The sequence below is a fragment of the Streptomyces sp. NPDC104761 genome (assembly GCF_055583445.1).
Genome location: NZ_JBVJNZ010000010.1, coordinates 120,285 through 144,676 on the forward strand (window position 1 = coordinate 120,285; position 24,392 = coordinate 144,676).

Consider the following 24,392-nt stretch of genomic DNA (forward strand, 5'->3'; position numbering starts at 1 on the left):
GGGAGGCGGGGTGCCGGCGGCTTACGCACGGGTGACCTCCGTTGTCTCGCCGAGGACGATCCGGGCGAGGTTGGTCAGGGAGTCCGAGCCCGGGGTGAAGTAGTCGCTGTGGCCGCCGGGGCCCGCCGCGAAGACGCGGGCGCCGAAGGACGGTGAGACCGGATCGGTGCCGAAGCCGACAGTCGTGCCGAACAGATCGGCGCGGACGTGCGGGACCTCGGCTATCCAGTCGGCCGCTCCCCGGGCCGCCCAGACACGGGCGGAGGTGTGCAGGGCCGCGGCCGAGCCGGCGCCGGTACCGGGGCTGCCGACCAGGGCGATGTCGGTGACGCCCAGGCCGGTGAGGGTGGGGGCGGCGCGGGCGCAGACCACCGTGCCGTACGAGTGGCAGAGGAGGGCGACGGACGCGGGCCCCGGGGTGGTGAGGGTGCGCAGTTCGCGGAGGACGTCACGCAGGTGCGGGGCGGCTTGGGCGGCCCGGCTTGGGGTGAGGACCGCGGCGCTGATCGTCGCAGGCGTGCGGTAGCCGAGCCAGGCGACGACGGCGACCCGGGTCCGTCGCCGCTCACGGTCGTGGGTCCGGCGTTCGTGGGTGAGGCGCCGGTACAGGGACTCGGCCGCCGTGTGGAAGCGGGCGTAGGTGTCGAGGGTGGTGTCCGAGCCGGGGACCAGGACGGCGATGCGTGTCGCATGCGCCAGATCGCCGAGGACCTCGGTGACCTGGCCGGGACCGCGGGCGTCGAGGTGGAGCAGGTGACGGGAGGGGGACGCGAGGGCGCGGTTGGCGGCGGCGCGGGAGAGGTCGCCGCCGGCGGCGGCCATGCGGGCGGCCTCGGCGGCGTTCTCCCGGTTGGCCTCGTAGGCGGTGGCGAGGGTCGCCGGGGTGAGACGTGCGGGGAGAACTGCGGGCGGCGGAGCGGGAATTGCGGGCCGGGCGGCCGCGGACAGCGGGAGGACCACGGCGGCGGCGAGGAGAGCGGCGAGAAGAGTGCGGCACAGCCTCCCGCGCCGACGCACCCACCAACGCCCCCGACCCGGCCCTCGCCGCCCCCTCTGCTCCCGCTCCTGTTCCTGCCGCTCCCCCGGCTCCCGCTTCTGTTCCTGCCGCTCCCTCTGCTCCCGCTCCTGCCCCTGCCGCTCCCCCGTCGCCGCCGTCATGGTCGGTCCCCCCGCTCAGTGCGCCCGGCCGTCGGGCTGCTCTGATCGGGAAATTACGGACCGGACCGCGTCGTTCGCGTCCCGCCCGGGAGCTCACCTGGGAAGTAGCTCTCAGGTACTACGGGTATGCCGGGAAACCCTCAGGGTTGGCCCGTCACCAGGCCAGTTGGGCGATCTCCTCCGCCACCACCGCGCAGGCGTCCGCGGCCGGGTCGATGAGGGGGAAGTGGCCGACCTCCCCCAGGAGCGTCAGGCCCACCACCTCGCCCGCCTTGGCCGCCGCGTCCGCGTAGGACTCGGCGACCGCCTGCGGGACGACCACGTCCGTGCGGCCCTGGACCAGGGTGGTCGCGATGCCGGTCGGGAGCAGGAGCGCGGGGTCGGCGTACGGCTGACGGTCGGCGAACTTCTCGTCGCCGCCGAGGAGTTGCAGGGCCGCGTTGCCGCAGACGTCCAGCTTCTCGGCCATCGCGAAGTCCGCGATCGGGGCCAGGGCCACCACGCCCCGCAGGGGCGCAGGACCGGCGGTGCGCCACGCGGCGTCCGCCGGGAGGACGTGCCGTGCCGCCGCCCACAGCGCCAGGTGGCCGCCGGCCGAGTGGCCGGTGAGGACCGTACGGCGCAGGTCCGCCCGCGGGACCGCCTCGCGGACCAGGCCGGGCAGGGCGTCCAGCGCCGCCGCCACGTCGTCGAAGGTGTCCGGCCAGCGGCCCGCCACCGGGGCCGTACCGCCCTGCGCGGGAAGCGTCGTACCGCGCCGGTACTCGACGTTGGCCACCGCGAAACCGCGCCGGGCCAGGTAGTCGGCGAAGGGGGTCACGTGGCCGCGGTCGTACGGCGCACGCCACGCGCCACCGTGCAGGACCACCACCAGCGGGGCCAGCGGGGCCGACGGCTCCTCGGTACGCGGGGCGTAGAAGTCGATCACCTGGTCGGGATGGTCGCCGTAGGCGGCCGTGGCGTCGGGCGCGACGTGCGGGTGCGAGAAGGCCGACTCCTCCTCGGCGGCGGCCCGGGCTGCTGCGGCGTCGTCCGGCATGCTCCAACCTCTCAGCGACGTAATGATGTTGGCGGACCAGGTGGGGAATTCGGCCGTTGGCCGGGACGGTATCAGGCCCGTGACGTGCGCGGACACGTGGATGTCACGCACGGTGAGGATTGCTCGGTTCTGTACCGTCCCGGCCCTTTCCCGGGGATCACTATGTCGGCTTGTCGCTAGGCGAGCGCCGCCCCCGCCGCGCCTCCCGCCGCCGCTTCCGGCCCCTCCGCCGACACCTCTGCAGACGCCTCCGCCAGGACCTCCGCCAGCACCCGCGCCGCCCGCTCCGCGTCCGCGAAGCCGACGTACAGCGGGGTGAAACCGAAGCGGAGCACGTCCGGGTGCCGGAAGTCCCCGACGACGCCCCGCTCGATCAGCCGTCGCATCACGTCCCCGGCGCCGGGGCAGCGCAGCGCGATCTGGCTGCCGCGCTCCTCATGGGCCGCCGGGGTCACGCACGCGACGCGGCCCGCCGGGACGTACGCCTCGACGCACTCCAGGAAGAAGTCCGTCAGGGCGAGCGACTTGGCGCGTACGGCCGCCACCTGCACCCCCTCCCACACCTCCAGGGCCGCCTCCAGGGCGAGCATGGAGAGGATGTCCGGGGTGCCGACGCGACCGCGTACCGCCCCGCCCGCCGGTTCGTACGCCGGGCGCATCCCGAAGGGCTCCGCATGGGAGTTCCAGCCGGGCAGCGGGGAGTCGAAGCGGCCCTGCAGTTCCCGCCGGACGTACAGGTACGCCGGTGAACCCGGGCCGCCGTTCAGGTACTTGTAGGTGCAGCCGACCGCCAGGTCGACCCCGTGCTCGTCGAGGCCCACCGGCAGCGCGCCCGCGCTGTGGCACAGGTCCCAGACGGACACCGCCCCGGCCGCGTGGACCGCGGCGGTGAGGGCGGGCAGGTCGTGGAGGCGTCCGGTGCGGTAGTCGACGTGGTTGAGGAGCACGGCGGCGGTACGGTCGCCGAGCGCCGCCGGGACCTCGGCCGGCGTGACCGGGCGCAGGGTGCAACCCGTCAGCCGGGCCGCCGACTCGGCGATGTAGCCGTCCGTGGGGAAGGTCGTCGCGTCGACCAGGATCTCGTCACGGCCCTCCCCCGCCAGCCGTACCGCACCCACAAGTGCCTTGAAGACGTTGACACTTGTCGAGTCGCCCACCACGATCTGGCCGGCCGCCGCGCCGACCAGCGGGGCGATCCGGTCGCCGATCCGCTCGGGCGCCGTCCACCAGCCGCTCTCGTCCCAGGAGCGGATCCGCAGCTCGCCCCACTGACGTCGGACGACGTCCTCGACGCGGCCGGGGACGTGCGCGGGCAGGGCGCCCAGCGAATTGCCGTCCAGGTAGACGACCTCGTCGAGCACGAAGCGCTCGCGCACCCCGGCCAGTTCGTCCTCGGCGTCCAGCTTCGCCGCCCTCAGGGCCCGCTCGGACGGCTCGGACGGCTCAGACGGCTCGGACGGCTCAGACAGCTCAGACAGCTCAGACATGGGACCTCGCCGTCCACAGCTCAGGGAACACGTTCTTGCGGGCGCGCTTCTCCAGCCAGGCGACCCCGGCCGAGCCGCCCGTGCCCGCCTTGGCGCCCATGGCGCGGCGGGTGGCGACGAGGTGGTCGTTGCGCCAGCGCCAGACGAGTTCGGCGACGTCGGTCAGGGCCTCGCCGAGGCGGGCGAGGTCGGCGTCCTCTTCGCCCGAGTAGACGGCGGTCCAGGCGGCCTCGACGGCCTCGGAAGGTGTATAGGGCAGTGATATGTCACGTTCCACCAGCTCCGCCTCCGGGATCGGATACCCCCGCCGCCCCAGCACCCGCACCACCTCGTCGTACAGGCTCGGCTCGTGCAGCGCCTTCTCCAGTTCCGCGTGGACCCGCGGCGCGCCGCGGTGCGGGACGAGCATGGACGCGGACTTCTCGCCGAGCAGGAACTCCATCCGCCTGTACATCGCCGACTGGAAACCGGAGCCCTCGCCGAGGGCGGACCGGTAGGAGTTGAACTGGGCCGGGGTGAGCTGGCCGAGCGGTCTCCAGGAGGCGTTCAGCGCCTCCAGCTCGCGGACGGAACGCTTCAGCGCGGCGATCGCGGTGGGGATGTCGTCGCCGCGCAGCGCCGCCGCGGCCGTCTCCCACTCGTGGACGATGACGGTGAACCACAGCTCCATCACCTGGGTCGTGACCAGGAAGACCATCTCTCCGGGATCGTCGGAGAGGGTGTGCTGGAGGTGGGTGAGCACGTCCGCCTTGACGTAGTCCTCGTACGGCGTCGTGCCGGCGAAGTCGAGATGCGGGGTCTCGGGCTCGTTGCTTTCGAGAGCCTCATGGGACATCGCTGTCTCCTGTTGTACTCCGGGTAGCGGTCCGCCCCTGCCGATGCCGACACGGGGGCCCCGGTCCCCACCGGCATCTTCCGCAACGTAACCCGGATACGGCAAGGCCCGCCCGTCGGGAGCCCCCGTCCGGCGGCCGCCCCTCAGCCGCGGACCGTGCGCCCCCGGTACAGCCGTCCGGGCACCCCCTCGAACACCAGGTCGAGCCCGACCCCGTCACGTTCCGCGTGCAGATGCAGGTGGGGCTCGGTGCTGTTGCCGCTGTTGCCGACCTCGCCGAGCAGCTGGCCGGCCCGGACCGTGTCGCCTTCGGACACCGTGACCGAGCCCGGGCGCAGGTGGGCGAGTTTCACGATCTCCCGGCCGGTGTCGACGAACACGTGGTTGCCGTACGGAGGCTGGTAGCGGATCTCCCCCGGGCGCTGGTCGGCGATGCCGTCGGCCGCGGAGACCACCGTGCCGTCGCAGGGGGACCGGACGGGCCGCCCGTAGGCGGCGTACGCCGTCGGCTCGCGGCCGGGCCGGGTACGGGTGCCGTACCGGCCGAGCGCGACCAGGTCGAGGGCGGCGCGCTGCTCCGGCACCCGGGCGTGGTGGTTCACCGCCGGGCCGCCGCCCTGTACGACGTACCAGGCGCCCTCCAGCGGGAACCGCAGCGGCCGGGAGAGCGGGGCGGCCCTGCGGTGCAGCCGGGCAGCGGTGACCAGCCACCCGGCGCCCGCGAGCAGGACGAGCCCGACGGCGAGTCCGGACGGGCCGGCCCCGGCCGGCAGCCCCGGCAGCCGCCACGCCGAGGCGACGGCGGCCACCGCGCCCGCCTCGACCGCCCGTCTGAGCGGTCGGGGTTGCATCGCGGGTGCACCGCAGCCCTCGACGACCACGTAGAACGCGGCGAGGGTGGCCAGGTCGTCGGTCCAGGCGGTGCGGTCGCCGGCCGTCCAGAGGATCAGGACGTTCCAGGCGGCGACCAGGACGAGAGAGACCGCCCAGACGAGGTGCGCGGGCAGCCGGCGTCCGGGCGGGGTGTAGCGGGCGCCCTCGATGCGCAGGGCGGTGAGCCGGCCGTCCGGGTCCGCCTGGGCCCAGGCCCGCACCCGGCCCGCGCTGCCGGACACGATCAGCCCGTCCGGGCCGTCCGTGACGGTGCCGAACGCGCCGATCCTGGCGTTCGTGGCGTGCACGATCCGCTCCAGCGCCGGGATCCCGACCGCCGCCGTCACCCGCGGGGCGAGCCGGGGCCACTGCTCCGGGTCCGCGGTGAGGAAGCGGGCCAGGGCGGCGGCCTCCGCCGGCTGCCCGCCGCGCACCGTTTCACGCACGTGTGCTCCCCCTGCCGTCACGCCTGCCTGTCGCCACGCCTGCCGTGCCTGCCACGCCTGCCCTGCCTGCCGTCACGCCTGACTGTCGTCACAGCTGCCGTGCCCGCGGAACGGGCGGTCTGGAAGACGGCGGGACGCGGGATGTGGTTGTCGGCGGTGGCAGACTTGCGCCATGACGACGCACACGAACCTGCTCGGCGGCCCGGAGCCGACGTATCTGCCGGAGAACGAAGAGGCGTACCGCCTGCTGGGCGAGGAGTCGCTGGCCCCCGTCGAGGTGGCGGCGAAGTTCCCGACCTTCTCGCTGGCCTGGGCGCTGCTCGCCGACGAGGCGTTCGAGCGCGGCGCGGTCGTCGAGTCGTACGCCTACGCGCGCACCGGCTACCACCGCGGTCTTGACGCCCTGCGCCGCGCCGGGTGGAAGGGGCACGGCCCCGTGCCCTGGGAGCACCGGGCCAACCGGGGCTTCCTGCGCTGCCTCGCCGCGCTCGCCCGTGCCGCCGGTGAGATCGGCGAGAAGGACGAGAACGAGCGCTGCTGGCAGTTCCTGAAGGACAGCAGCGCGGACGCGTACACCGAGCTGCACGGATAGCCGAGGGCAGCAGGGGCGGTTCAGGCTCCGGGGCACCCGGCGGCTGTCCAGGCGGCGTACTCCTGGCGGACGTAGAGCAGGCGCCTGCGGGCGAGCGTGATCGCGTCGGGGTGGTACGGCCCGGCCACGAGGCCGGGATGGCGGCGGTCGTACCTGACGAGTTGCTCGGCGGTCTCCGCGGCGGCCGCGGCCGGGCCGGAGCCGCCGCCCAGGGCCATCCGGTCCATGAGGGCCGCCCTGCGCAGCAGCCAGACCCGCTCGGCGGCCGTCCCGTCGGCCCGGGGGCCGGTGCCGGGCCCGGCCAGGCGACCGTCGCGTTCGGCCCCGAGGGCGAGCACCCGGTGCATCTCGCGACGCAGGTCGGGCGCGTCCGCGTAGACACGGGGGCCGGTGCCGCAGCGTCGGCACGGTGCCGCCTCGTGGCCCTGGGCCGGTCCCGGGCAGTCGTCGACGGGGCACGGTTTGTGGGTGGCGGGGGGCCACTCGCCGGGTCGCGCGGTGGCCGGGTGCCGCGGCTCGCCCGGACCGCCGGTTACGCCGGTAGCGCCGGTAGCGCCGGTTGCAGCGGTTGCGCCGACAGCGCCGGGGCCGGTCATGCCGAACACCTCAGGCAGGCGCGGACCTCGCGGCCGCCGCGGGTCTGGTGGATCTCGGTCGACTGGGCGAGGTACTGGACGATGCCGGTGCCACGGCCGTGCTCGTCGGGTGCCGTGTCGCGGCGCCGGCGCTCCACCGTCATGCCGGAGTCGGTGACCACGATGTGCAGGGTGCCGTGGTCGAGGACGAGCGACAGGGTCATGCACTCACGGCCGTACTGGGCGGCGTTGGCGGCGAGTTCGTCCACGATGAGGACGGCGGAGTCCCGCTCGCTCGCGGGCACGCTCCAGGTCTCCAGCAGATCGGCCGCGAAGTGACGGGCGGCCGGGACGTGCGCCTCCTGCGCGGGCAGGGTCAGCAGCGCCTGGTGGTGGCAGGGCTCGCCGGGCGGTGAACTCGGGCGGGGCGAATCGGTCACGAACATGGTCTTCTGGCTCTTCCGTGGAGGTGCGGAGACCGGGATGGGGAGAGACCGCCGACGGCGTCGGGAGGCTCGGTGTACCGGTCCTGCAGTGGCGCGCTCATTCAGTTCCACGGGCGGCACATGTCCACCGGTTCGAGCGTTTCGCGCCTTTTGTGAGTTTTTTCGCTAGCTCGGGCGGAGGCCTCCGGCAGCGGTGCGGCCGGAGCACCTCACGACCGGATGGTGACCAGTTTCTGGCCGTCGCCCGCGAGGATCTCGAAGTGCTGGATGGCCCCCGGGGACATGTCGACCGCCCCTTGGACCGTGGTGCCCGGAGGGTATTCGCCCGCCCGCCAGGTGGCGCCGTCCGCCCTCTTGCCGCCGGGCCCGACGGCCTGGAGCCGACAGGTCATTCCGGCGGGCGCCCCCTTGGCGTGGACCTGAAGGACACTTCCCCAGGCGGAGGGGTAGACCCGCACCGAGGCGGTGACTCCGGTCGTGGGGTCGCTCCCGGAGAACGTGCGCGAGGCGACCGGTGCGGTCGCGCCGGGCGGCGTCGCCTGGCTGGTCACGGTCCCGACCGTGGCCAGCCACGTGCCGCCGGCCGCTGCCGCGACGAACGCCAGGGAGGCGGCGGCGCCCGCCAGTTGCAGACGGCGGCTCCTGCGCCGCCGGGCCGCCGCTCGCTGGAGCAGGCTCTCCAGAACCCCCGTCTGCGCCGCCCGCGGCGCCTGCGGCGCCGCCACGGGCGGTACGGGCGGTACGGGCGAGGAGAGCTGTGCGCCCTCGGCCGCCTGGGCGACCAGCCGGTCGGCCAGGTCGCCGTCGGCCGTCGGCACGATCCGGCCCGCGGCCTCGGCCTCGGCCGCGGTCACCGTCGCCAGCAGCGCGGGCAGTCCCGCCAGCCGGGCGTGTTCGGCCCGGCACTCGTCGCACTCCGCGAGGTGGACCCGCATCCGTTCCGTCTCCGCGGGGGGCAGTGTGCCCAGGACGTATCCACCCAGCGCAAGCCGCAGGGCGTCGTGCTCCGCACCCACGGTCACCACCTCCCGCACATCACGGTCACGGCTCGATCCCCCGCTCCTGGAGCGCCAGCCGCAGGGCGTGCAGGGCGTAGTACGTGCGCGACTTGACGGTGCCCAGCGGAATGCCCAGCACCTGTGCTGCCTCCGCCATGGTCCGCCCCCGGTAGTAGGTCTCCAGCAGCACCGCGCGGTGATCCGGGGACAGCGCCCGGAGGGCGTCGGCGACCGCCCAGCTCTGCAGTGCCTGCTCGATCTCGTCCTCGCCCGGCGTCTGCTCCGCGGCCCGCTCCAGGGCCTCGCCGCCGGCCTCGGCCGGCCTGGCCCGCCGGGCCCGGTGGGCGTCGATGACCAGATGCCGGGCGACCGTGCACAGCCAGGCCCGGGCCGGGCCGCGTGCGGGCTCGAACGCGGCGGGGTGCTGCCAGGCCCGCAGCAGGGTCTCCTGGACCACGTCCTCCGCCCATTGCCGATCTCCCGATGTCAGTCTCAGCACGTAGTGGAACAGGGGCCCTGCGTGCTCCGCGTAGAGAGTGCGCAGCAGCTCCTCGTCCGCGGTCGAAAGCGTTCCTCTACCGGAGACACGGCTCGCGGAGCGATCCGGATCAACCCTTGGATCACGCTTTCGGAAACTCCGGGGCATAGGTCGATGATCGCGCACATGTACTGCTTTGTCCCGTAACGCAGAGCGCGATGCGTTCGGCGCTCCGTGCCGTCATGGCGCCGACCGCGTCGCGGAGAAATTCCGCAAAAGTGTATATATACCGAACCGTCTGACCGTTGCCGTCCGTGGAGCCGGACAAGGACCGACCTACACGAGCAAAGGACGGATCAGACGTGAACCGGACACACCACCCCCCGGACTCCCGCACCCGAGGCCGACGATCACGCACCGCGGCCGGGCCGGCCCTCGCCGCCGTCGCCGCCGTCGCCGTCGGCACGCTGGGGCTGCTCAGCGCGTGTGGCGGCCCGCCGCACTCGTCGTCGCCGCACTCCTCGTCGACGCACTCCTCGTCGACGCCCACCATGAACATGCCGAACATGAACATGCCCGCGAGCCGCCCGAGCACGGGCAGGCCGGTGAGCGGGACCGCCGTCGCGATCAAGAACTTCGCCTTCGCGCCGGCCACGCTCAAGGTGCCCGTGGGTACGACCGTGACCTGGACCAACGAGGACACCGACGCCCACACCGTCACCAGCACCGGACCGGGCGGTCCGCTGCACTCCGCCGCCCTGGGCACCCACGCCACCTACAGCCACACGTTCACCAAGCCCGGCACCTTCGCCTACCTCTGCACCATCCACCCGTTCATGACCGCCACCGTGGAGGTGACCCGATGACCGCCTACGACGACTACGGCGACTACGACGCCTACGACACCTACGACACCTACGACGAAGCCGGTGAGCCCCGTGAGCCGCGTGAGCCGCGTGAGCCCGCCACCGAACACGGCATGACGCGCCGCCAGCTCATGCGGCACGCCGGGTGGTTCGGCGGCGCGGTGGTGCTGACCGTGGCCGGCGGAGAGGTGATCAGCCAGATCGCCGGCTCCCGGAGCTCCGCGGCCGAGAACGCCACGGATGCCACGGGCTCCACGGGCGCCGCCGGTGCCGCCAACGCCGCCGCGGCGGGCAGCGGCACGCTGCGGTTCGTACAGGTCTCCGACAGCCACATCGGGTTCCAGGGCCCGGCGAACACGGACGTGGCCGGGTCCTTCACCGAAGCGGTGAACCAGGTCAACTCGCTCGGATTCAGGCCGGACTTCGTCATGCACAGCGGCGACCTGACCCACCTGTCCACGGCCGGGCAGTTCGACCAGGTCAAGCACATGATGTCGGGGCTGAAAACGGACCGGGTCTTCACCGTGCCGGGCGAGCACGACTCCATCGGCGACGCGGGCCGCGCCTACCGGCGGACCTTCGGCGCGGGCACGCTCGGCGACGGCTGGTACAGCTTCGACACCCACGGCGTGCACTTCATCGCTCTGGTCAACACCCTGAGCCTGGAGAAGCTCGGCCACCTCGGCAACGCTCAGATCGACTTCGTCCGCAAGGACCTCGCCGGGCTGTCCTCGGACACCCCCGTCGTGGTCTTCAGCCACATCCCGCTGTTCGCCATGTACCCGAAGTGGGGCTGGAGCACCGACGACGCCCTCAAGGTCATCGCCCTGCTGCGCCGGTTCTCCTCCGTCACCTGCCTCAACGGGCACGTCCACCAGCTGTTCACGAAGACCGAGGGCAACATCACCTTCCACTCCGCCACCACCACCGCCTACCCCCTGCCCAAACCGGGCCGTGCCCCCGCCCCCACCCCGCAGGTCGTCCCGGCCCGGCAGCTCAAGGCCGCGCTCGGCATCCGCAGTGTCGGCTACCGCCAGGGCGACCGCGAACTGGCCGTCAAGGATGAGAGGCTGGCATGAACCACCCACGGCTCCTCGTCCCCGCCCTGCGGTGGGCGACCGCCGGCACCCTCGCCGCCGGCGGATACCTCCACGCCCAGCTGTACGTCGACGGGTACCGCTACGTCCCCGTCATCGGCCCCCTGTTCCTCCTCCAGGCCGGCGCCTCCTTCGCCCTCGCGGTCCTGCTGGCGGCGGGGACGCCACCCCTGCTGCTGAGGGCCGCCGCGGCCGGCGTCGCGGCCGGTGCCCTCGGCGGCTTCGCGGCCTCGCGCACGGTCGGCGTCTTCGGCTTCACCGAGCGCGGACTGCAACCCGCTCCGCAGGCCGGCCTCAGCCTGCTCGCCGAGACCGGCACACTGCTGTTCCTCGCGGCCTGGCAGCTGGCCTCGACCGCTGCCGGGCGGAAGGAGCCACCTGCCACGTCCCTGGAACCACGCCCGGGCAGCGCCTGGCCGAGCCCGCGGCTGCGCGAACTGAGGGACACCGTGCGCATGCTGCTCGGCCTCGACGACGACACCGCCGTCGTCATCCGTCAGCTCAGCCGTGACCCACGCGGCCGCCCGCCGCTGGAGACCGTCGTCGAGGTGCTGCCCATGGACGGCGGCGCGGCCCACCGCTGGACACTCCACCGCCCCGCCGACCAGATCACCGAACACGACCTGCGCACCACGCTGCTCCACCGACGCCAGTAGCCTCCAGCCCCTTCCAGTGAAACCCGGCTACGGCTGCGGGGAACTGCGCGACCAGCCACGACACCGCCGCAGACGGCGGACAGCAGACGGCAGACCGCAGACGGCAGACCGCAGACCGCAGACCGCAGGTCACGGCACCTCCAGCGGAGCGCCTAGCTGCTCTTCGCCTCGATCGGCGGCGAGGTCACGTTCCCGTGGGTGCGGCACTCCGGGCGTACACAGCCCGGGGCCGGCCGGCGGACCATGGCGAACGCCAGGACCGAGCCGACCACCAGGACGCCGGCGCAGATGGGCATGGCCCGCTCGAACGCGGCGTCGAACGCCGAGGGGGACCGGTACGCCTCCGGGCCCATCCCGGCGAGCAGCGGCAGCGCCGCCACCGCGATCAGGCTGGCGGCGCGGGCCGCAGCGTTGTTGATGCCGCTGGCGATGCCCGCCCGGGCGGTGTCCACGGAGGCGAGGACGGAGGCGGTGAGCGGGGCCACCAGGGTGACCATGCCGACGCCCTGCACCAGGACCGCCGGGAGGACGTCGGTCAGGTAGTTCGCGTGTTCGCCGACGCGCAGCATCAGGAGCATCGCGGTGGCGCACAGCAGCGGGCCCACCGTGAGCGGGATGCGCGGGCCGATGCGGTCGGCGAGGGCACCCGAGCGGGCCGAGAAGAGCAGCATCAGGGCCGTCGTCGGCAGCAGGGCGGTGCCGGCGGCCAGGGCCGAGTAGCCCGCCACCACCTGGAGTTGGAGCGCGGTGAGGAAGAAGTAGCCGCCGAACGCGCCGTACACGCACAGGGTGACGATGTTCAGTGCCGTGAACTGGCGGGACGCGAAGATGTCCAGCGGCAGCATCGGGTCTTGGCGGCGCTTCTCGACGTACACGAATGCCACGCCGGCCGCGACGCCCGCGACGGCGAGCAGCGAGGTGGTCCCGGCCTCGATCAGCGCGAAGGTCACCAGGCCGAGGGCCAGGGCGCCCAGCACCGCGCCGAGGATGTCGAAGCGGCCGTGGGCGCGGCCGTCGGCGGACTCGGGGACGTGCCGCAGCGCGACGGGGACGCAGAGCAGCGCCAGCGGGACGTTGAGGAGGAAGACCCAGCGCCAGCCGGGCCCGTCCACCAGCCAGCCGCCGAGGAAGGGTCCGACCGCCGCGCCGATGCCACCGAAGCCGGACCAGAGGCCGACCGCGCGGGCCCGGTCGTCGGGGTGGAAGGAGGCCTGGATGAGGGCCAGGGAGCCGGGGGTGAGGAGGGCGCCGCCGATGCCCTGGAGGGCGCGGGCGCCGATCAGGACGGCGTCGGTCGGGGCCAGGCCGCACATCAGGGAGGCGGCCGCGAACCAGACGACCCCGATCACGAAGATCTTCCGGCGGCCGTACTGGTCGCCCAGCGAGCCGCCGAGCAGGATCAGGCCGGCCAGCGTCAGCATGTACGCGTTGATCGTCCACTGCAGCGCGGACAGACTCGCGTCCAGGTCGTCGCCGATGCGGGGCAGGGCGACGTTGACGACCGTCGAGTCCAGCAGGGCCATGCTGGAGCCGAGGACGGTGGTGAGCAGGATCCACTTGCCCTGGGCTGAGGCGATCCGGACGTCGGGCATGGTCCAGGTATACAGCGGACCCGGCGCCGTAGACAGACGAACGCCGGGCCCTGACCGTAATGCGGCTTACTTGATCTTGTTGCCCGCCGAGCGCAGGTTCTGCGTGGCCTCGACGACGCGCGCGGCCATGCCGGCCTCGGCCAGCTTGCCCCAGGTGCGCGGGTCGTAGGTCTTCTTGGAACCGACCTCGCCGTCGACCTTCAGGACGCCGTCGTAGTTCTTGAACATGTGATCGGCGACCGGACGGGTGAAGGCGTACTGGGTGTCGGTGTCGAGGTTCATCTTCACGACGCCGTTCTCCAGCGCGGTCAGGATCTCCTGCTCGGTGGAGCCGGAGCCGCCGTGGAAGACGAAGTCGAACGGCGACTGCTTGCCGAACTTGGCAGCCACGCCGTCGCTCAGCTCCTTGAGCAGGTCGGGACGGAGCACGACGTTGCCCGGCTTGTACACGCCGTGCACGTTGCCGAAGGAGGCGGCCAGCAGGTAGCGGCCCTTCTCGCCGAGGCCGAGCGCCTCGGCCGTGCGGATCGCGTCGTCGACGGTCGTGTACAGCGAGTCGTTGATCTCGTGGGAGACGCCGTCCTCCTCGCCGCCGGTCGGGGTGATCTCGACCTCGAGGATGATGTTGGCGCGGCGGGCCTGCTCCAGGAGCTCCTGCGCGATGGCCAGGTTGTCGGCGAGGGTCTCGGCGGAGCCGTCCCACATGTGGGACTGGAAGAGCGGGTTGCGGCCGTTCTTCACCCGCTCCTCGGAGATCGCGAGCAGCGGACGCACGTACCCGTCGAGCTTGTCCTTCGGGCAGTGGTCGGTGTGCAGCGCGACGTTCACCGGGTACTTCTCGGCGACGACGTGCGCGAACTCGGCGAGCGCCACCGCACCGGTGACCATGTCCTTCTTGTACTGGCCGCCCAGGAACTCGGCACCACCCGTGGAGATCTGGACGATGCCGTCGCTCTCCGCCTCCGCGAAGCCGCGCAGCGCCGCGTGCAGGGTCTGGGTCGAGGTGACGTTGATGGCCGGGTAGGCGAACTTGCCTGCCTTCGCCCGGTCGAGCATCTCGTTGTAGACCTCGGGGGTTGCGATGGGCATTGTCCGCTCCTTGAGTGTGCGGGTCGGCGTACTGCTGTTTTCTTACGGCCCTGACCTAGACCTTGGGGGCGACGTCATCGTCGTCCCCATCTTTCCAGACATGAACCGATGCTCCACGCGCCGGTCAAATCCGGGTCAATCCCAGTCGTCAACCTGCTGTTCAGTCCAGTCCCAGTTCATCCTTCGAGAAGGCGAACAGGTACGGCACCCCGGCGCCCTCCTGGATCTTCTCGGCGGCGCCGGTGGCGCGGTCCACGATGGTGGCGACCGCGACGACCTCGGCGCCGGCCTCGCGCACGGCCTCCACGGCGGTGAGCGGGGAGCCGCCGGTGGTGGAGGTGTCCTCGACGACCAGGACACGGCGGCCCTTGATCTCCGGGCCCTCGACACGGCGCTGCATGCCGTGCGCCTTCGCCGCCTTGCGTACGACGAAGGCGTCCAGGCGGCGGCCCCGGGCGGCGGCGGCGTGCAGCATGGCGCCGGCGACCGGGTCGGCGCCCATGGTGAGCCCGCCGACGGCGTCGTACTCCAGGTCGGCGGTCAGGTCCAGCAGCACCTGGCCGACCAGCGGGGCGGCCTCGCCGTCGAGGGTGACGCGGCGGAGGTCGATGTAGTAGTCGGCCTCCAGCCCCGACGACAGGGTCACCCTGCCGTGCACCACGGCCTTGTCCTTGATCTGTTGCAGCAGCTCAGCACGTACGTCGCTCATGCCGACCAGCTTAGAGGCGCGTCCACGTCCAGGTGGTCGTGGCTTCCAGCGGCTCCAGGGGCGTGACGAGCCGGGGCAGTGTGTTCAGCCCGTTGGGCGGCCCGGTCTGCGGCTCCACGCAGACGGCCTCCGCCTGCTCGTCGTAGACGACGACCCACTGCTCGCGGCTGGCGACCTTCAGCTCCAGCTGCCCCGGCCAGGTGAGGGTGACGTCGACGCCGTCGGGCATGCCGAAACAGTCGTCCCAGGGGCCGGGCTTCGGGTCGATGCGGTTGCCGGTGGGCAGGTGGTCCGCGCCGCGCTCCTCCTGCCAGGCGGGCGCGAAGTCCACCTGGACGTCCTGGCCGCCGAGGTTCCGGTTGAACCAGGGGTGCCAGCCGATCTGCGCCGGGAAGGAATCCTCGTACGCCTCCACGGACATCGTCAGCGTCAGGGAGTCCTCGGCGAGCTGGACGACGTGGGTGACGCGGGCGGGGTGCGGCCAGGGGGCGCCGAGTTCACGCGTGATGACGGCCTCGTCGGCCGAGACGCGCGCGGTGCGCCAGGCTCCGTCGCGGGCGGTGCCGTGGATGGCGTGCGGCGGGGAGTTGAGGGGCATCTGGACGACGGTGGCGCCGTCGAGGAAACGGCCGTCCCGGATCCGGCCGCACCAGGGAACCATCGGGAAGCAGCCGAAACGGTCGCCCTGCCGGAGGAGTTCGAGGGATCCGACCTCGAGGCCGGCGATCCGGCCGCCGTTGCCGGGGTGCAGGTGGAGGGTGGCGTCGCCTGCGGTCAGCGTGATGTCTTCGTTACTCACGGGACGAGAGTAGTCGGGGCACACCCCGTCCTCCGGGCGCGGGGCGGAGGGGGCCGGGTTTCGGGCGCGGGTCGGAGCCGGCCGGATTTCGGCAGCGGGCCGGTGGGGGCTTGACGCCCAGTTCCCCGCGCCCCTGACGGGGCGCTGCCCCGGCCATTCGTTCCAGCCGCGGGTCGGAGCCGGCCGGATTTCGGCAGCGGGCCGGTGGGGGCTTGTCGCGCAGTTCCCCGCGCCCCTGATGGGGCGCTGCCCCGGCCGTTCCTTCTAGCCGCGGGTCGGAGCCGGCCGGATTTCGGCAGCGGGCCGGTGGGGGCTTGTGGCGCAGTTCCCCGCGCCCCTGACGGGGCGCTGCCCCGGCCGTTCCTTCCAGCCGCGGGTCGGAGCCGGCCGGATTTCGGCAGCGGGCCGGTGGGGGCTTGTGGCGCAGTTCCCCGCGCCCCTGACGGGGCGCTGCAGTCGCGTCAGCTACATAGCTGCGGGCAGGCGTGCCGCAGGGCGGCACGGGTGGGCGCAGCGGACCCTGCCAGCGCCGGTGAGCGTCCCCACCCCCGGCCGGCCGGGTCAGCGGCGCCTGCGCAGCGCCCTCGTCACCACGATCGCCGACGCGAGTGCCAGGGCCGCCGCCGGTGCGGCCCACCGCAGGGCCGACGCCCCGGCCACCGTCTGCGGCGCCGGGACCGGCGCGTACCGCCCCCTCGGCGGCGCGTGGTCCACCTCCTCCGCACTGCGGCCGATCATCGTCCGCCGCGCGTGCGCCGCCTCGGCGAAGATCTCGGGCAGCGGCTCCACGACCGGCTCGCTCACCGGCTCGCTCACCGGCTCCGCCACCGCCTCCGGCTCCGGTGCCAGGGACGGCGGCGGGACCTCCGTCTCGAAGACCGAGGCCGGTCCGGCGGCAGGCGCCTCCCCCAGCCCCTCCGCGAAACGGCCCAGCAGCCTCGTCCCCGCCGCCTGGACCGCCTCCGCCGGCAGCTCCGCGACCCGCCCGTCCGCGGAGGCCGTACCGGTCACCGTGACCGTGCACCCCTCGCCCGTCTCCGCGAGGCGGAAGGTCAGCGCCAGCTTCACCGTGCCGGTGCCGCGGGCCTCGATGGCGTCACCGTCGACCGCGTACGAACCGTCCTCGTGGGGGCTCACGCGCAGGGAACCGCGGTAGGTGATCGAGTGGCTGCCGATGCGGACCTTGAGGCGGCCGGTGCCGGGGTCGGCGCCCGCGTCCTGCTGGAGGCCGGGAACCGCCCGGGCGACCCGCGCGGGATCGGCCAGCGCCTCCCTGAGCCGCGAGGCCGGGGCCGGGACGTACACCTGGTGCTCCATGCCGACTGAGCCTACCCACGAGTCGGTCCGGCACACCCTCCCCGACGCACGGCGGTGCGAGCCTCCTTGACGCGCGGGCCCGTTCAGTACCGCGGGTGCACCAGCGTGGACGACGGCGGCAGCCCGGCCCTCGGGGTCTGCAGGGCGTCCCGCTCCAGTCCCCCTTCCGTGAGCGTCCGCAGTCGCGGGTCGCCGGCCGGCAGGCGCAGCGCCGGCGCGCGGGGACCCGCGGTCGCGAGGATGAAACCCCAGTCGTGCGGGGCCCTGGACTCGCCGGCCGAGCGGTCGGGGCCCGGGGTGAAGCCGGCGTCCTGGCCGAGGACCCGGTAGGGGGTGATGGCGAGGCCCGCCGCCCGCAGGGTCGCGGCGACCGTCCAGAAGGCGTGCGGGCGGGCCTGGACCGGTCCGGCGTGGACGACCAGGCGGCCGCCGGGGGCGAGGGCGCGGCGGACGAGGCCGTAGAACTCCTCGGAGTACAGCTTGGTGCTGGCGGTGATGCCGGGATCGGGCAGGTCGGCGATGACGACGTCGTAACGGGAGGAACCGGAGTAGCCGGACGAGCCGGAGTAGCTGGAAGAGCCGGAGTAGCCGGGAGAGCCGGGAGAGCCGGAGTAGCCGGAGCGGGGTGCCTCGCGCAGCCAGTGGAAGGCGTCGGCGGTGAACACATGGACGTGGGGGTCGTCGTAGACGTGGTTGTTGAGCGCGGAGAGGGCGGGGTCGTGGCGGGCGAGGCGGACCAGGCCGGCGTCGAGTTCGACGACGTCGACGCGGTCGACGCCCCGGTGGCGCAGCACCTCGCGCGCGGCCATGCCGTCGCCGCCGCCGAGGATCAGCACGCGCGCGTGCGGGCCGGTCATCGCGGGGTGGACGAGGGCTTCGTGGTACCGGCGTTCGTCGCGGCCGCCGACCCGCAGCCGGCCGTCGAGAAAGAGGTCGAGGGGGCGGCCGTGGGTGCCGCCGGTGAGGACGATCTCCTGGACGTCCGTCTGGAGGGCGACGCGGACGTCGGCGCCGTAGACGGCGCGCCGTGCGGCCCGTTCGAAGTCGCCGACGAGGACGGCGGCGGAGGCGAGGAGGCCGAGGACGGCGATGCCCGCGACGAGGAGGGTCCAGCGGGCCCGGCGGGAGAGGTCACGGCGGAACAGCCCGAGCACCAGGGCGCCCCCGGCGACGACGTTGACGGTGCCGGTGAGCAGGGTGCCCGTCAACTGGCCGAGGAAGGGCAGCAGCAGGAACGGGAAGGCGAGGCCGCCGACCAGCGCGCCCACGTAGTCGGCCGCGAACAGGTCGGCGACCGCACCGCCCGCGTCCTGGCGGCGGATGCGCTGGATGAGCTCCATCAGCAGCGGCACCTCGGCGCCGATGAGCAGGCCGATGGCGAGGGAGAAGGCGACCAGGAGGCAGCGCGGCCCGGCGGCCCACAGCCCGCCCCAGCCGCCGGTCCAGGCGAACACGGCGTACAGCGCCATGGCGCTGCAGCCGCCGACCAGCGCCAGCGCGGCCTCCACCGCGGCGAACCCGGCCGCCGCGTGCCAGCGCAGCCGTTTTGCGGCGAGGGAGCCGACGCCCATCGCGAAGACCATCACGGACAGCACGACGGAGGCCTGGGTGACCGAGTCGCCGATCAGGTACGAGGCGAGGGCGACGAGTTCGAGCTCGTACACCAATCCACAGGCCGCGCAGACGAACACGCATGCCAGGACCAGGAAGCGGCCCGTCCCCGGCCGCACGGGCAGCGGCGCGGGGGCGCCCCAGGGCGGCGGTGTGCCGGGAGGGGCGGGTGCGTGCGGATCGATCACTCTGCGACGTTACGTCACTCGCTCGGTACGCTTCGTCACCCACACGTGTGGAACTCCGGGCCCTTTGACGCCCCGTTGGTTTATGTCATCCGGCGACGGGTTGGGGTACCGGGACCCGTGCGCCGACCCGGGTCCGGGTCGCGACCAGCTGGCCGTCCTGCGGGTACGCGTGCCAGGTCCGCCAGTGCACCTGGCCCTCGTGGCGCTGGGCCAGCATCGCCGTGAACGCGTGCGGACTGCCCGGGAAGACCCCGGCGAGGCCGTGCGGATGCTCGGAGACGAGGGCCAGCAACTCCTGGGCGCGGCCCGCGAAGGAGCCCGGTGACAGCACCTCGACGCGGGCCGCGAACTCGTACTCCCAGTTGCCGTTGCGCTTGGCGACGCCGAGCGGCAGGGGGGTGCTGGACCCCGGGATGCACGCCACCGTCTCCGAGCAGCCGCCGCACTCCTCCTCGAGGAGCACCTGGTGGGACGCGCCGAGCAGTCTCAACTGCAGCTTCGCCCCGTTCAGTTCCAGGTCGAGGGTGGCCAGGGCGGGCAGCGGCTCGCGCCCCAGGGCCCAGGCGAGGTCGGCCGCGCGCGTATCGGTGTAGGTGGTGTTCAGGGTCGTGAGCATGGATCGGCTCCGCTAACACGCAAAAGGGGGGGAGTGTGGTCCGGTGCACCTCGGTCGACACCGGGAGATCGGCCCGGCCGGCCCAGCCGGGGGAGGGTGTCGTCAGGACGTCCGAGGTGCTGCTTTGGTGATTTAGAGGGAATCATGAACTGTGGCGCTGCCACAGCGTTTTTACCCAACTTCGTGGGGTTTCCATCCCTCAGAGGGCTCCACAGCTCAACTGTTCAACCAAGTTGTGCGCCCCACTCCTTCCGGCGCACGCCGGGGCGCCCGGCGAGAGCTCCCCGCTCCGCGTCCGGACGCCCCGGTTCCCCGCCGCCCGCGGGCGGCTCAGCTGCTCCCGCCGCAGCCGCCCCCGCCGCCGCAGGACGACCCGCCGCCGCACGAGGAGTGCCCGCCGCCGCACGAGTGGCCGCCCCCGTGATGCCCGCCGTGGTGGCCTCCGTGATGTCCTCCGTGGTGGCCTCCGTGGTGGCCTCCGTGCGTGGACGACGCCCCCGAGTCCCCGGCCCACCAGCTGCCGGAGCTGTCGTAGGAGGAGGAGCCGCCCCCGCGGTAGGCCCCCTTGCCCCCGCCGCCCCTGCGGACCGCCGACGCGACGATCGCGAGGCAGATGACCGCGGCCACCACCACGATGAAGACGGTGCCCATGGCGTCACCTTCTTTCCGTTCCCCCGAAAGCGACCCCCCGTGGGCGCCCCGGCCGCCGCGAGAGCGCGGCGTGGACTGGGGATGCCCGGCCGCCACGGCGGCCAAAGCAGAGTTGAGGAACTCCAGAGCTTGGGCGCAGGATGGCCGCCATGACCTCCAGCGAACGCCCGCTCCTGAACCGTCGGCTGGCCGAGTTCGGCACCACGATCTTCGCCGAGATGTCCGCCCTCGCGCTGCGCACCGGCTCCATCAACCTCGGGCAGGGCTTCCCGGACACCGACGGCCCCGAGGAGGTCAGGGAGGCGGCCGTGCGCGCGCTGCGCGAGGGGCGCGGCAACCAGTACCCGCCGGGGCCGGGCGTCCCCGAGCTGCGCACCGCGATCGCGGCGCACCAGCAGCGCCGGTACGGCCTGTCGTACGACCCGGACGCCGAGGTGCTGGTCACCGCCGGTGCCACCGAGGCCATCGCGGCCGCCCTGCTGGCCCTGGTGGAGCCCGGGGACGAGGTGGTCGCCCTGGAGCCGTACTACGACTCCTACGCGGCGAGCATCGCGATGGCGGGCGGCACCCGGGTCCCGGTCACCCTGCGCCCGGACGCCGGCGCGTTCCGCCTCGACCTCGACGAGCTGCGCGCCGCCGTCACCCCGCGCACCCGGCTCCTCCTGGTCAACACCCCGCACAACCCGACCGGCACGGTCCTCACGCGCGCCGAGCTGACCGCGGTCGCCGAGCTGGCGGTGGAGCGGGACCTGTTGGTGGTGACCGACGAGGTGTACGAGCACCTGGTCTACGACGAGGCCGAACACATTCCCCTCGCCACGCTCCCCGGCATGCGCGAGCGCACGGTCACCATCGGCTCGGCCGGCAAGACCTTCTCCTTCACCGGCTGGAAGGTCGGCTGGGTGACGTCGACGCCGGAGCTGGTCACGGCGGTGCGCTCGGCGAAGCAGTTCCTGACGTACGTCGCCTCCGGCCCCTTCCAGTACGCCGTTGCCGAGGCGCTGGCACTGCCCGACACGTACTTCGAGGTGTTCCGCGCGGACATGCAGGCCAAGCGAGACCTGCTCAGCGCTGGCCTCATCGACGCCGGCTTCACCGTCTTCCGGCCGACCGGCACCTACTTCGTCACCACCGACATCCGGCCCCTTGGCGAGGCCGACGGCCTCGCCTTCTGCCGCGCCCTCCCCGAGCGGGCGGGTGTCGTCGCCATCCCGAACGCGGTCTTCTACGACCACAAAGAGGCCGGGGCACCGTACGTCCGGTTCGCGTTCTGCAAACGCGTCGAGGTACTGGCGGACGCGGCAGAACGGCTCCGCAAGGCATTCGTGCACTGAACGCCGCTGCATGGGGTCAGTCGTCCTTGGCACGGCAGTCCTCCGACTCCGGTCTGCCCGCCACCTGCACCGCAAGAGCCCATCGCACCCCGCACCCCGGTTCGCCTCGCCTTCCGTACGGGCGAAACGGCGGAGGCTATTCGGTGCCCTTCGGGTGTCGCGGGGAGGCGTACACAAGGATCACAGTCGAGGTGTCCGGGCTGACCAGGTAGCGGACCCGGCCGCCGCTGGTGATCTCGTACTCCCACTGCTCCAGCTCAGAGCCCTTCCATTCCCTGGTGGCGTGTCTGCCTCGGAGCTGGTGCAGCCGGCTCAAGACGCTGGCCCCGTGACAGCCGACAGCCGTACCGGCAAGGGTCCCGGCCTCGCGCACGCCGTAGCGCGGGGATGACGCGGGCATAGAGTGGCGCGGTGGATGGACGAGCGCGACTGCTGACGAGGAGCTGCACGACCGGGTGGAGCGACTGGATTCACGGGGAGCTGTGGCTGCTCCCGTCGGCGTTGGTCCGCCGTCGGCTCGGGTTCACCGCCACTCTGGCGAACAGGAAGGGGCCAACGGTGGTCGTGCCGTTGCCGGAGGCTGACGTCACTGCTGCTGCCACCGCGCAGATCCGGACGGAGCACCGGACCAACAAAGTGATCCCTCTGGCCGGCATTGCCTCCGCCCACCTCCGTCGCGGCATCACCGCCGACCGACTCACCGTCCGCATGCATGACGGGGCTCAGCACAAACTTCTCTGGCTACCCACCGACCCCGCATACGCCGTACTCGCGAACGAACTCGCCCCCTGGCTACGCTGACCTGCTGTGCGCTGACGGCCTGTACCTCCAGGTCCCCGACCTCGTGATCGTCCGTGAAGGCGGCCTGGACGCCATGGCCAGGGCCCTGGTCGACCTCTTCGGCACCTACGGCATGGACACCGACGTCCTTCCGCGTCTCGAGGCCGACGAGGACGACTGACCTCAGGACACGACCCTGGCGCTCGTCCCCGCTCGTCCCCGCTCGGGTCATCTCGGCGCCGGCCTTCCGGCCGCTCGGTGGACGCCTGCAGCGTGCGGTGTCTCCCTCCATCGGGCGTCCATTTCTCGCCCCTCTCCGCGTCGCCCGGCACTGTGCGAATGTGAGCCACGCCAGCACCACCGCCCTCGCCCCGCCCGTCGCGCAGCGGCCCGGCGCCCGGCTGTCCGTCGTCGCCGCGGGCGGGGTCGCCGTGGGGCTGTTCGCGGCGGTACGGCTCACCGGCATGGCCGTGCTGGCGCTGGCCGCATGGGCGGGCGGGCGGCATCCGCTGACGCTGCTCGGGAGGTCGTGGGACGCGGCCTGGTACCTGGGGATCGCGGCGCACGGCTACGGCCGCACCCTGTACTTCGGCCCCGGCATCGTCCACAGTGACCTGGCGTTCTTCCCGCTCTACCCGGCCCTCATCCGGACCCTGACGGCCGTGACCCCGCTCAGCGGGGCCGGCGCGGGGCTGCTGGTGTCGTGGACGGCCGCCGCCGTCGCCGCGGGCGGGATCTACGCGGTGGGCGCCCGGCTGCACGGGCGGGCGGTGGGCACCGCCCTGGTGCTGCTCTGGGGGCTGCTCCCGCACTCCGTGGTGCTGTCCATGGCGTACACGGAACCGGTGCTGACCGCCTTCGCCGCCTGGTCGCTGTACGCCGTCCTGGCGGGGAACTGGCTGTGGGCGGGCACCCTGGCCGCCCTGGCCGGGCTGTCCCGCCCGAACGGCTTCGCGGTCGCGGCTGCCGTGCTGCTCGCCGCCGCGGCCGAGATCCGGCGCTCCCGCGGCCGGGTTACCCACAGGCTGTGGACGGGGGCGGCGCTCGCCCCGCTGGGCTGGAGCGCGTACGTCCTCTGGGTCGGCCTGCGCACCGGCGACGTGCTGGGCGGCTACTTCGGCGTCCAGCGGCTGTGGGGCTCACGCTTCGACTTCGGCCGGGGCTCGCTCGCCTTCGTCCGTACGCTGCTGCTGCGCGGCGACCGGTTCGTCTTCCCGATGGCGCTGGTCATCGTGGCGGCGGCGGTGGTGCTGTTCGCCCTGCTGGCCCTGGACCGCGCCCCGCTCCCGCTGCTCGCCCACACCGCCGTGCTCCTGCTGATCGCCCTCGGCGGCTCGGGCTTCTTCGAGTCGAAGCCGCGCTTCCTGCTCCCGGCCTTCCCGCTGCTGCTCCCGCTGGCCCGGGCGCTGGTGCGCACGGCGAGAGCCCGGCCCTGGCACGCGACGGTGGTGGTCACGGCCCTGGCCGGGCTCTCGTTCGGCTACGGCACCTACCTCGTCGTGTACGCGCAGACGCCCCTGTAGCCCGCTCAGGTCCTACTCGTCGCCGTCCTCCGGCTCGTCGGCCTCGTTGACCGCCTCCTCCAGGCCGAGCTGCTCGACCAGCCACTTGTCGAACTCGATCGCGGCCCGCACCCAGCTGACCGTGGAGGACACGAAGTGGTTGATGTCGACACCCATGCCGATCAGCATCTGGGCCTCACCGATGAGACGGACCGTGCCGTCGTCGTGGGTGTGGGTGTAGACCTTGGGCCACAGGGTCCGCCGGTTCCAGTCGTCGATGGACTCCAGCAGCTGCGGCTTCTCGTCGATCTTGTGGGGGCGGTCGTAGAACGTCCGCACCGAGAAGACGGCCTGCTCGTCCTCGCCGCGGAACATGAAGTACGTGCGGAACTGCTCCCACGGCGCCGCGAGGTCGCCCTCGTCGTCGACGACGTACTTGAGCTCCATCTGGTCGAGGAGCTGCTTCACAAGATCCTGATCCGGGACGACGGGGCCCGCCGGTCCTTGGGGCTGCGGCTCGGGCTGGCCCCCGAAGCTCGGGATCGAGGACGGGTCGATGGACATACGTGGACACTCCTGCGGTCGTCTGGATCGTCCGGTCATCACTGAGACCAGACGTAACACCCACCCTCTCTCCCTTGGACCACGACCGGCAACC

General features: G+C 73.0%; 25 protein-coding genes. 6 read left to right on the forward strand and 19 right to left on the reverse strand.

From position 1 onward, the window contains the following. Positions 1 to 21: 21 nt before the first annotated feature. The 5 genes from ACZ63F_RS26315 to ACZ63F_RS26335 form a co-directional block, all read right to left on the reverse strand. Positions 22 to 1,158 (reverse strand): alpha/beta hydrolase, encoded by a 1,137-nt coding sequence (locus ACZ63F_RS26315; protein ID WP_469714172.1) that lies wholly within the window; start codon positions 1,156 to 1,158, stop codon positions 22 to 24. Between the two features lie 154 nt (positions 1,159 to 1,312). Continuing rightward, a complete protein-coding gene (locus ACZ63F_RS26320) occupies positions 1,313 to 2,197 on the reverse strand; it encodes an alpha/beta hydrolase (protein ID WP_469714174.1) in 885 nt (294 codons plus the stop codon). A 176-nt stretch (positions 2,198 to 2,373) separates the two neighbouring features. Beyond that, positions 2,374 to 3,684, reverse strand: a complete 1,311-nt coding sequence (gene kynU / locus ACZ63F_RS26325; protein WP_469714175.1) for a kynureninase — start codon at positions 3,682 to 3,684, stop codon at positions 2,374 to 2,376. Then, positions 3,677 to 4,519, reverse strand: coding sequence for a tryptophan 2,3-dioxygenase family protein (locus tag ACZ63F_RS26330; protein ID WP_469714176.1), 843 nt, complete (start codon positions 4,517 to 4,519; stop codon positions 3,677 to 3,679). Before ACZ63F_RS26330 ends, kynU begins: the two co-directional genes overlap by 8 nt. Positions 4,520 to 4,662: 143 nt before the next feature. After that, positions 4,663 to 5,838, reverse strand: a complete 1,176-nt coding sequence (locus ACZ63F_RS26335; RefSeq protein ID WP_469714178.1) for a M23 family metallopeptidase — start codon at positions 5,836 to 5,838, stop codon at positions 4,663 to 4,665. A 172-nt stretch (positions 5,839 to 6,010) separates the two neighbouring features. Between ACZ63F_RS26335 and ACZ63F_RS26340 the strand changes: the two genes are divergently transcribed. Beyond that, positions 6,011 to 6,430, forward strand: coding sequence for a DUF3151 domain-containing protein (locus ACZ63F_RS26340; protein ID WP_469714181.1), 420 nt, complete (start codon positions 6,011 to 6,013; stop codon positions 6,428 to 6,430). A gap of 20 nt (positions 6,431 to 6,450) precedes the next feature. Here the strand turns inward: ACZ63F_RS26340 and ACZ63F_RS26345 are convergent, their stop codons facing one another. From ACZ63F_RS26345 to ACZ63F_RS26360, 4 genes are all read right to left on the reverse strand, one after another. Continuing rightward, a complete protein-coding gene (locus ACZ63F_RS26345; protein ID WP_469714183.1) occupies positions 6,451 to 6,777 on the reverse strand; it encodes a hypothetical protein in 327 nt (108 codons plus the stop codon). Positions 6,778 to 7,022: 245 nt separating this feature from the next. Continuing rightward, a complete protein-coding gene (locus tag ACZ63F_RS26350; RefSeq protein ID WP_469714186.1) occupies positions 7,023 to 7,451 on the reverse strand; it encodes an ATP-binding protein in 429 nt (142 codons plus the stop codon). Between the two features lie 209 nt (positions 7,452 to 7,660). Then, positions 7,661 to 8,467: a zf-HC2 domain-containing protein gene (locus tag ACZ63F_RS26355; RefSeq protein ID WP_469714188.1), complete on the reverse strand. Its 807-nt coding sequence runs from the start codon at positions 8,465 to 8,467 to the stop codon at positions 7,661 to 7,663. A 25-nt stretch (positions 8,468 to 8,492) separates the two neighbouring features. Further along, positions 8,493 to 9,095: a sigma-70 family RNA polymerase sigma factor gene (locus ACZ63F_RS26360; RefSeq protein WP_469714190.1), complete on the reverse strand. Its 603-nt coding sequence runs from the start codon at positions 9,093 to 9,095 to the stop codon at positions 8,493 to 8,495. Between the two features lie 194 nt (positions 9,096 to 9,289). Between ACZ63F_RS26360 and ACZ63F_RS26365 the strand changes: the two genes are divergently transcribed. The 3 genes from ACZ63F_RS26365 to ACZ63F_RS26375 are packed head-to-tail and all read left to right on the forward strand — an operon-like array spanning position 9,290 to position 11,546. Further along, positions 9,290 to 9,793 carry a plastocyanin/azurin family copper-binding protein gene (locus ACZ63F_RS26365; RefSeq protein WP_469714192.1) on the forward strand — a complete coding sequence of 168 codons (504 nt, stop codon included), beginning with the start codon at positions 9,290 to 9,292 and terminating at the stop codon, positions 9,791 to 9,793. Then, on the forward strand, positions 9,790 to 10,872 hold the full coding sequence (locus ACZ63F_RS26370; RefSeq protein ID WP_469714193.1) for a metallophosphoesterase family protein: 1,083 nt from the start codon (positions 9,790 to 9,792) through the stop codon (positions 10,870 to 10,872). The genes ACZ63F_RS26365 and ACZ63F_RS26370 overlap by 4 nt, the downstream gene beginning before the upstream one ends. Then, complete coding sequence (locus tag ACZ63F_RS26375) at positions 10,869 to 11,546, forward strand: hypothetical protein (protein ID WP_469714195.1); 678 nt, start codon at positions 10,869 to 10,871, stop codon at positions 11,544 to 11,546. Before ACZ63F_RS26370 ends, ACZ63F_RS26375 begins: the two co-directional genes overlap by 4 nt. Before the next feature lie 152 nt (positions 11,547 to 11,698). Here ACZ63F_RS26375 and ACZ63F_RS26380 read toward each other — a convergent pair whose 3' ends face one another. From ACZ63F_RS26380 to ACZ63F_RS26415, 8 genes are all read right to left on the reverse strand, one after another. Next, complete coding sequence (locus ACZ63F_RS26380; RefSeq protein ID WP_469714197.1) at positions 11,699 to 13,138, reverse strand: MFS transporter; 1,440 nt, start codon at positions 13,136 to 13,138, stop codon at positions 11,699 to 11,701. A gap of 66 nt (positions 13,139 to 13,204) precedes the next feature. Next, complete coding sequence (gene fbaA, locus ACZ63F_RS26385; RefSeq protein ID WP_390642872.1) at positions 13,205 to 14,227, reverse strand: class II fructose-bisphosphate aldolase; 1,023 nt, start codon at positions 14,225 to 14,227, stop codon at positions 13,205 to 13,207. Between the two features lie 160 nt (positions 14,228 to 14,387). Beyond that, a complete protein-coding gene (pyrE, locus tag ACZ63F_RS26390; protein ID WP_352364161.1) occupies positions 14,388 to 14,936 on the reverse strand; it encodes an orotate phosphoribosyltransferase in 549 nt (182 codons plus the stop codon). Between the two features lie 10 nt (positions 14,937 to 14,946). Further along, positions 14,947 to 15,735, reverse strand: coding sequence for an aldose epimerase family protein (locus ACZ63F_RS26395; RefSeq protein WP_469714199.1), 789 nt, complete (start codon positions 15,733 to 15,735; stop codon positions 14,947 to 14,949). A 561-nt stretch (positions 15,736 to 16,296) separates the two neighbouring features. Next, a complete protein-coding gene (locus tag ACZ63F_RS26400) occupies positions 16,297 to 17,052 on the reverse strand; it encodes an SRPBCC family protein (RefSeq protein WP_469714201.1) in 756 nt (251 codons plus the stop codon). A gap of 83 nt (positions 17,053 to 17,135) precedes the next feature. Next, entirely contained in the window at positions 17,136 to 18,851 is a 1,716-nt protein-coding gene (locus ACZ63F_RS26405; RefSeq protein WP_469714202.1) for a polyamine aminopropyltransferase, read from the reverse strand. An 85-nt stretch (positions 18,852 to 18,936) separates the two neighbouring features. Then, positions 18,937 to 19,467, reverse strand: coding sequence for a DUF2617 family protein (locus ACZ63F_RS26410; RefSeq protein ID WP_352364153.1), 531 nt, complete (start codon positions 19,465 to 19,467; stop codon positions 18,937 to 18,939). 330 nt (positions 19,468 to 19,797) lie between these two features. Next, positions 19,798 to 20,118, reverse strand: coding sequence for a hypothetical protein (locus ACZ63F_RS26415; RefSeq protein ID WP_469714204.1), 321 nt, complete (start codon positions 20,116 to 20,118; stop codon positions 19,798 to 19,800). A gap of 140 nt (positions 20,119 to 20,258) precedes the next feature. Here ACZ63F_RS26415 and ACZ63F_RS26420 point away from each other — a divergent pair, with 140 nt between their 5' ends. Beyond that, the gene (locus ACZ63F_RS26420) at positions 20,259 to 21,452 is read left to right on the forward strand and encodes a pyridoxal phosphate-dependent aminotransferase (RefSeq protein WP_469714206.1); all 1,194 of its coding nucleotides are present in this window, start codon (positions 20,259 to 20,261) and stop codon (positions 21,450 to 21,452) included. Positions 21,453 to 21,588: 136 nt separating this feature from the next. On the opposite strand, the gene ACZ63F_RS26425 is transcribed toward ACZ63F_RS26420, so the two are convergent. Beyond that, positions 21,589 to 21,768 carry a hypothetical protein gene (locus ACZ63F_RS26425; protein ID WP_469714208.1) on the reverse strand — a complete coding sequence of 60 codons (180 nt, stop codon included), beginning with the start codon at positions 21,766 to 21,768 and terminating at the stop codon, positions 21,589 to 21,591. An 805-nt stretch (positions 21,769 to 22,573) separates the two neighbouring features. Here ACZ63F_RS26425 and ACZ63F_RS26430 point away from each other — a divergent pair. Further along, complete coding sequence (locus tag ACZ63F_RS26430; RefSeq protein WP_469714210.1) at positions 22,574 to 23,755, forward strand: hypothetical protein; 1,182 nt, start codon at positions 22,574 to 22,576, stop codon at positions 23,753 to 23,755. 12 nt (positions 23,756 to 23,767) lie between these two features. Here ACZ63F_RS26430 and ACZ63F_RS26435 read toward each other — a convergent pair whose 3' ends face one another. After that, complete coding sequence (locus tag ACZ63F_RS26435; protein ID WP_351956538.1) at positions 23,768 to 24,298, reverse strand: type III secretion system chaperone family protein; 531 nt, start codon at positions 24,296 to 24,298, stop codon at positions 23,768 to 23,770. Between the last annotated feature and the right edge of the window lie 94 nt (positions 24,299 to 24,392).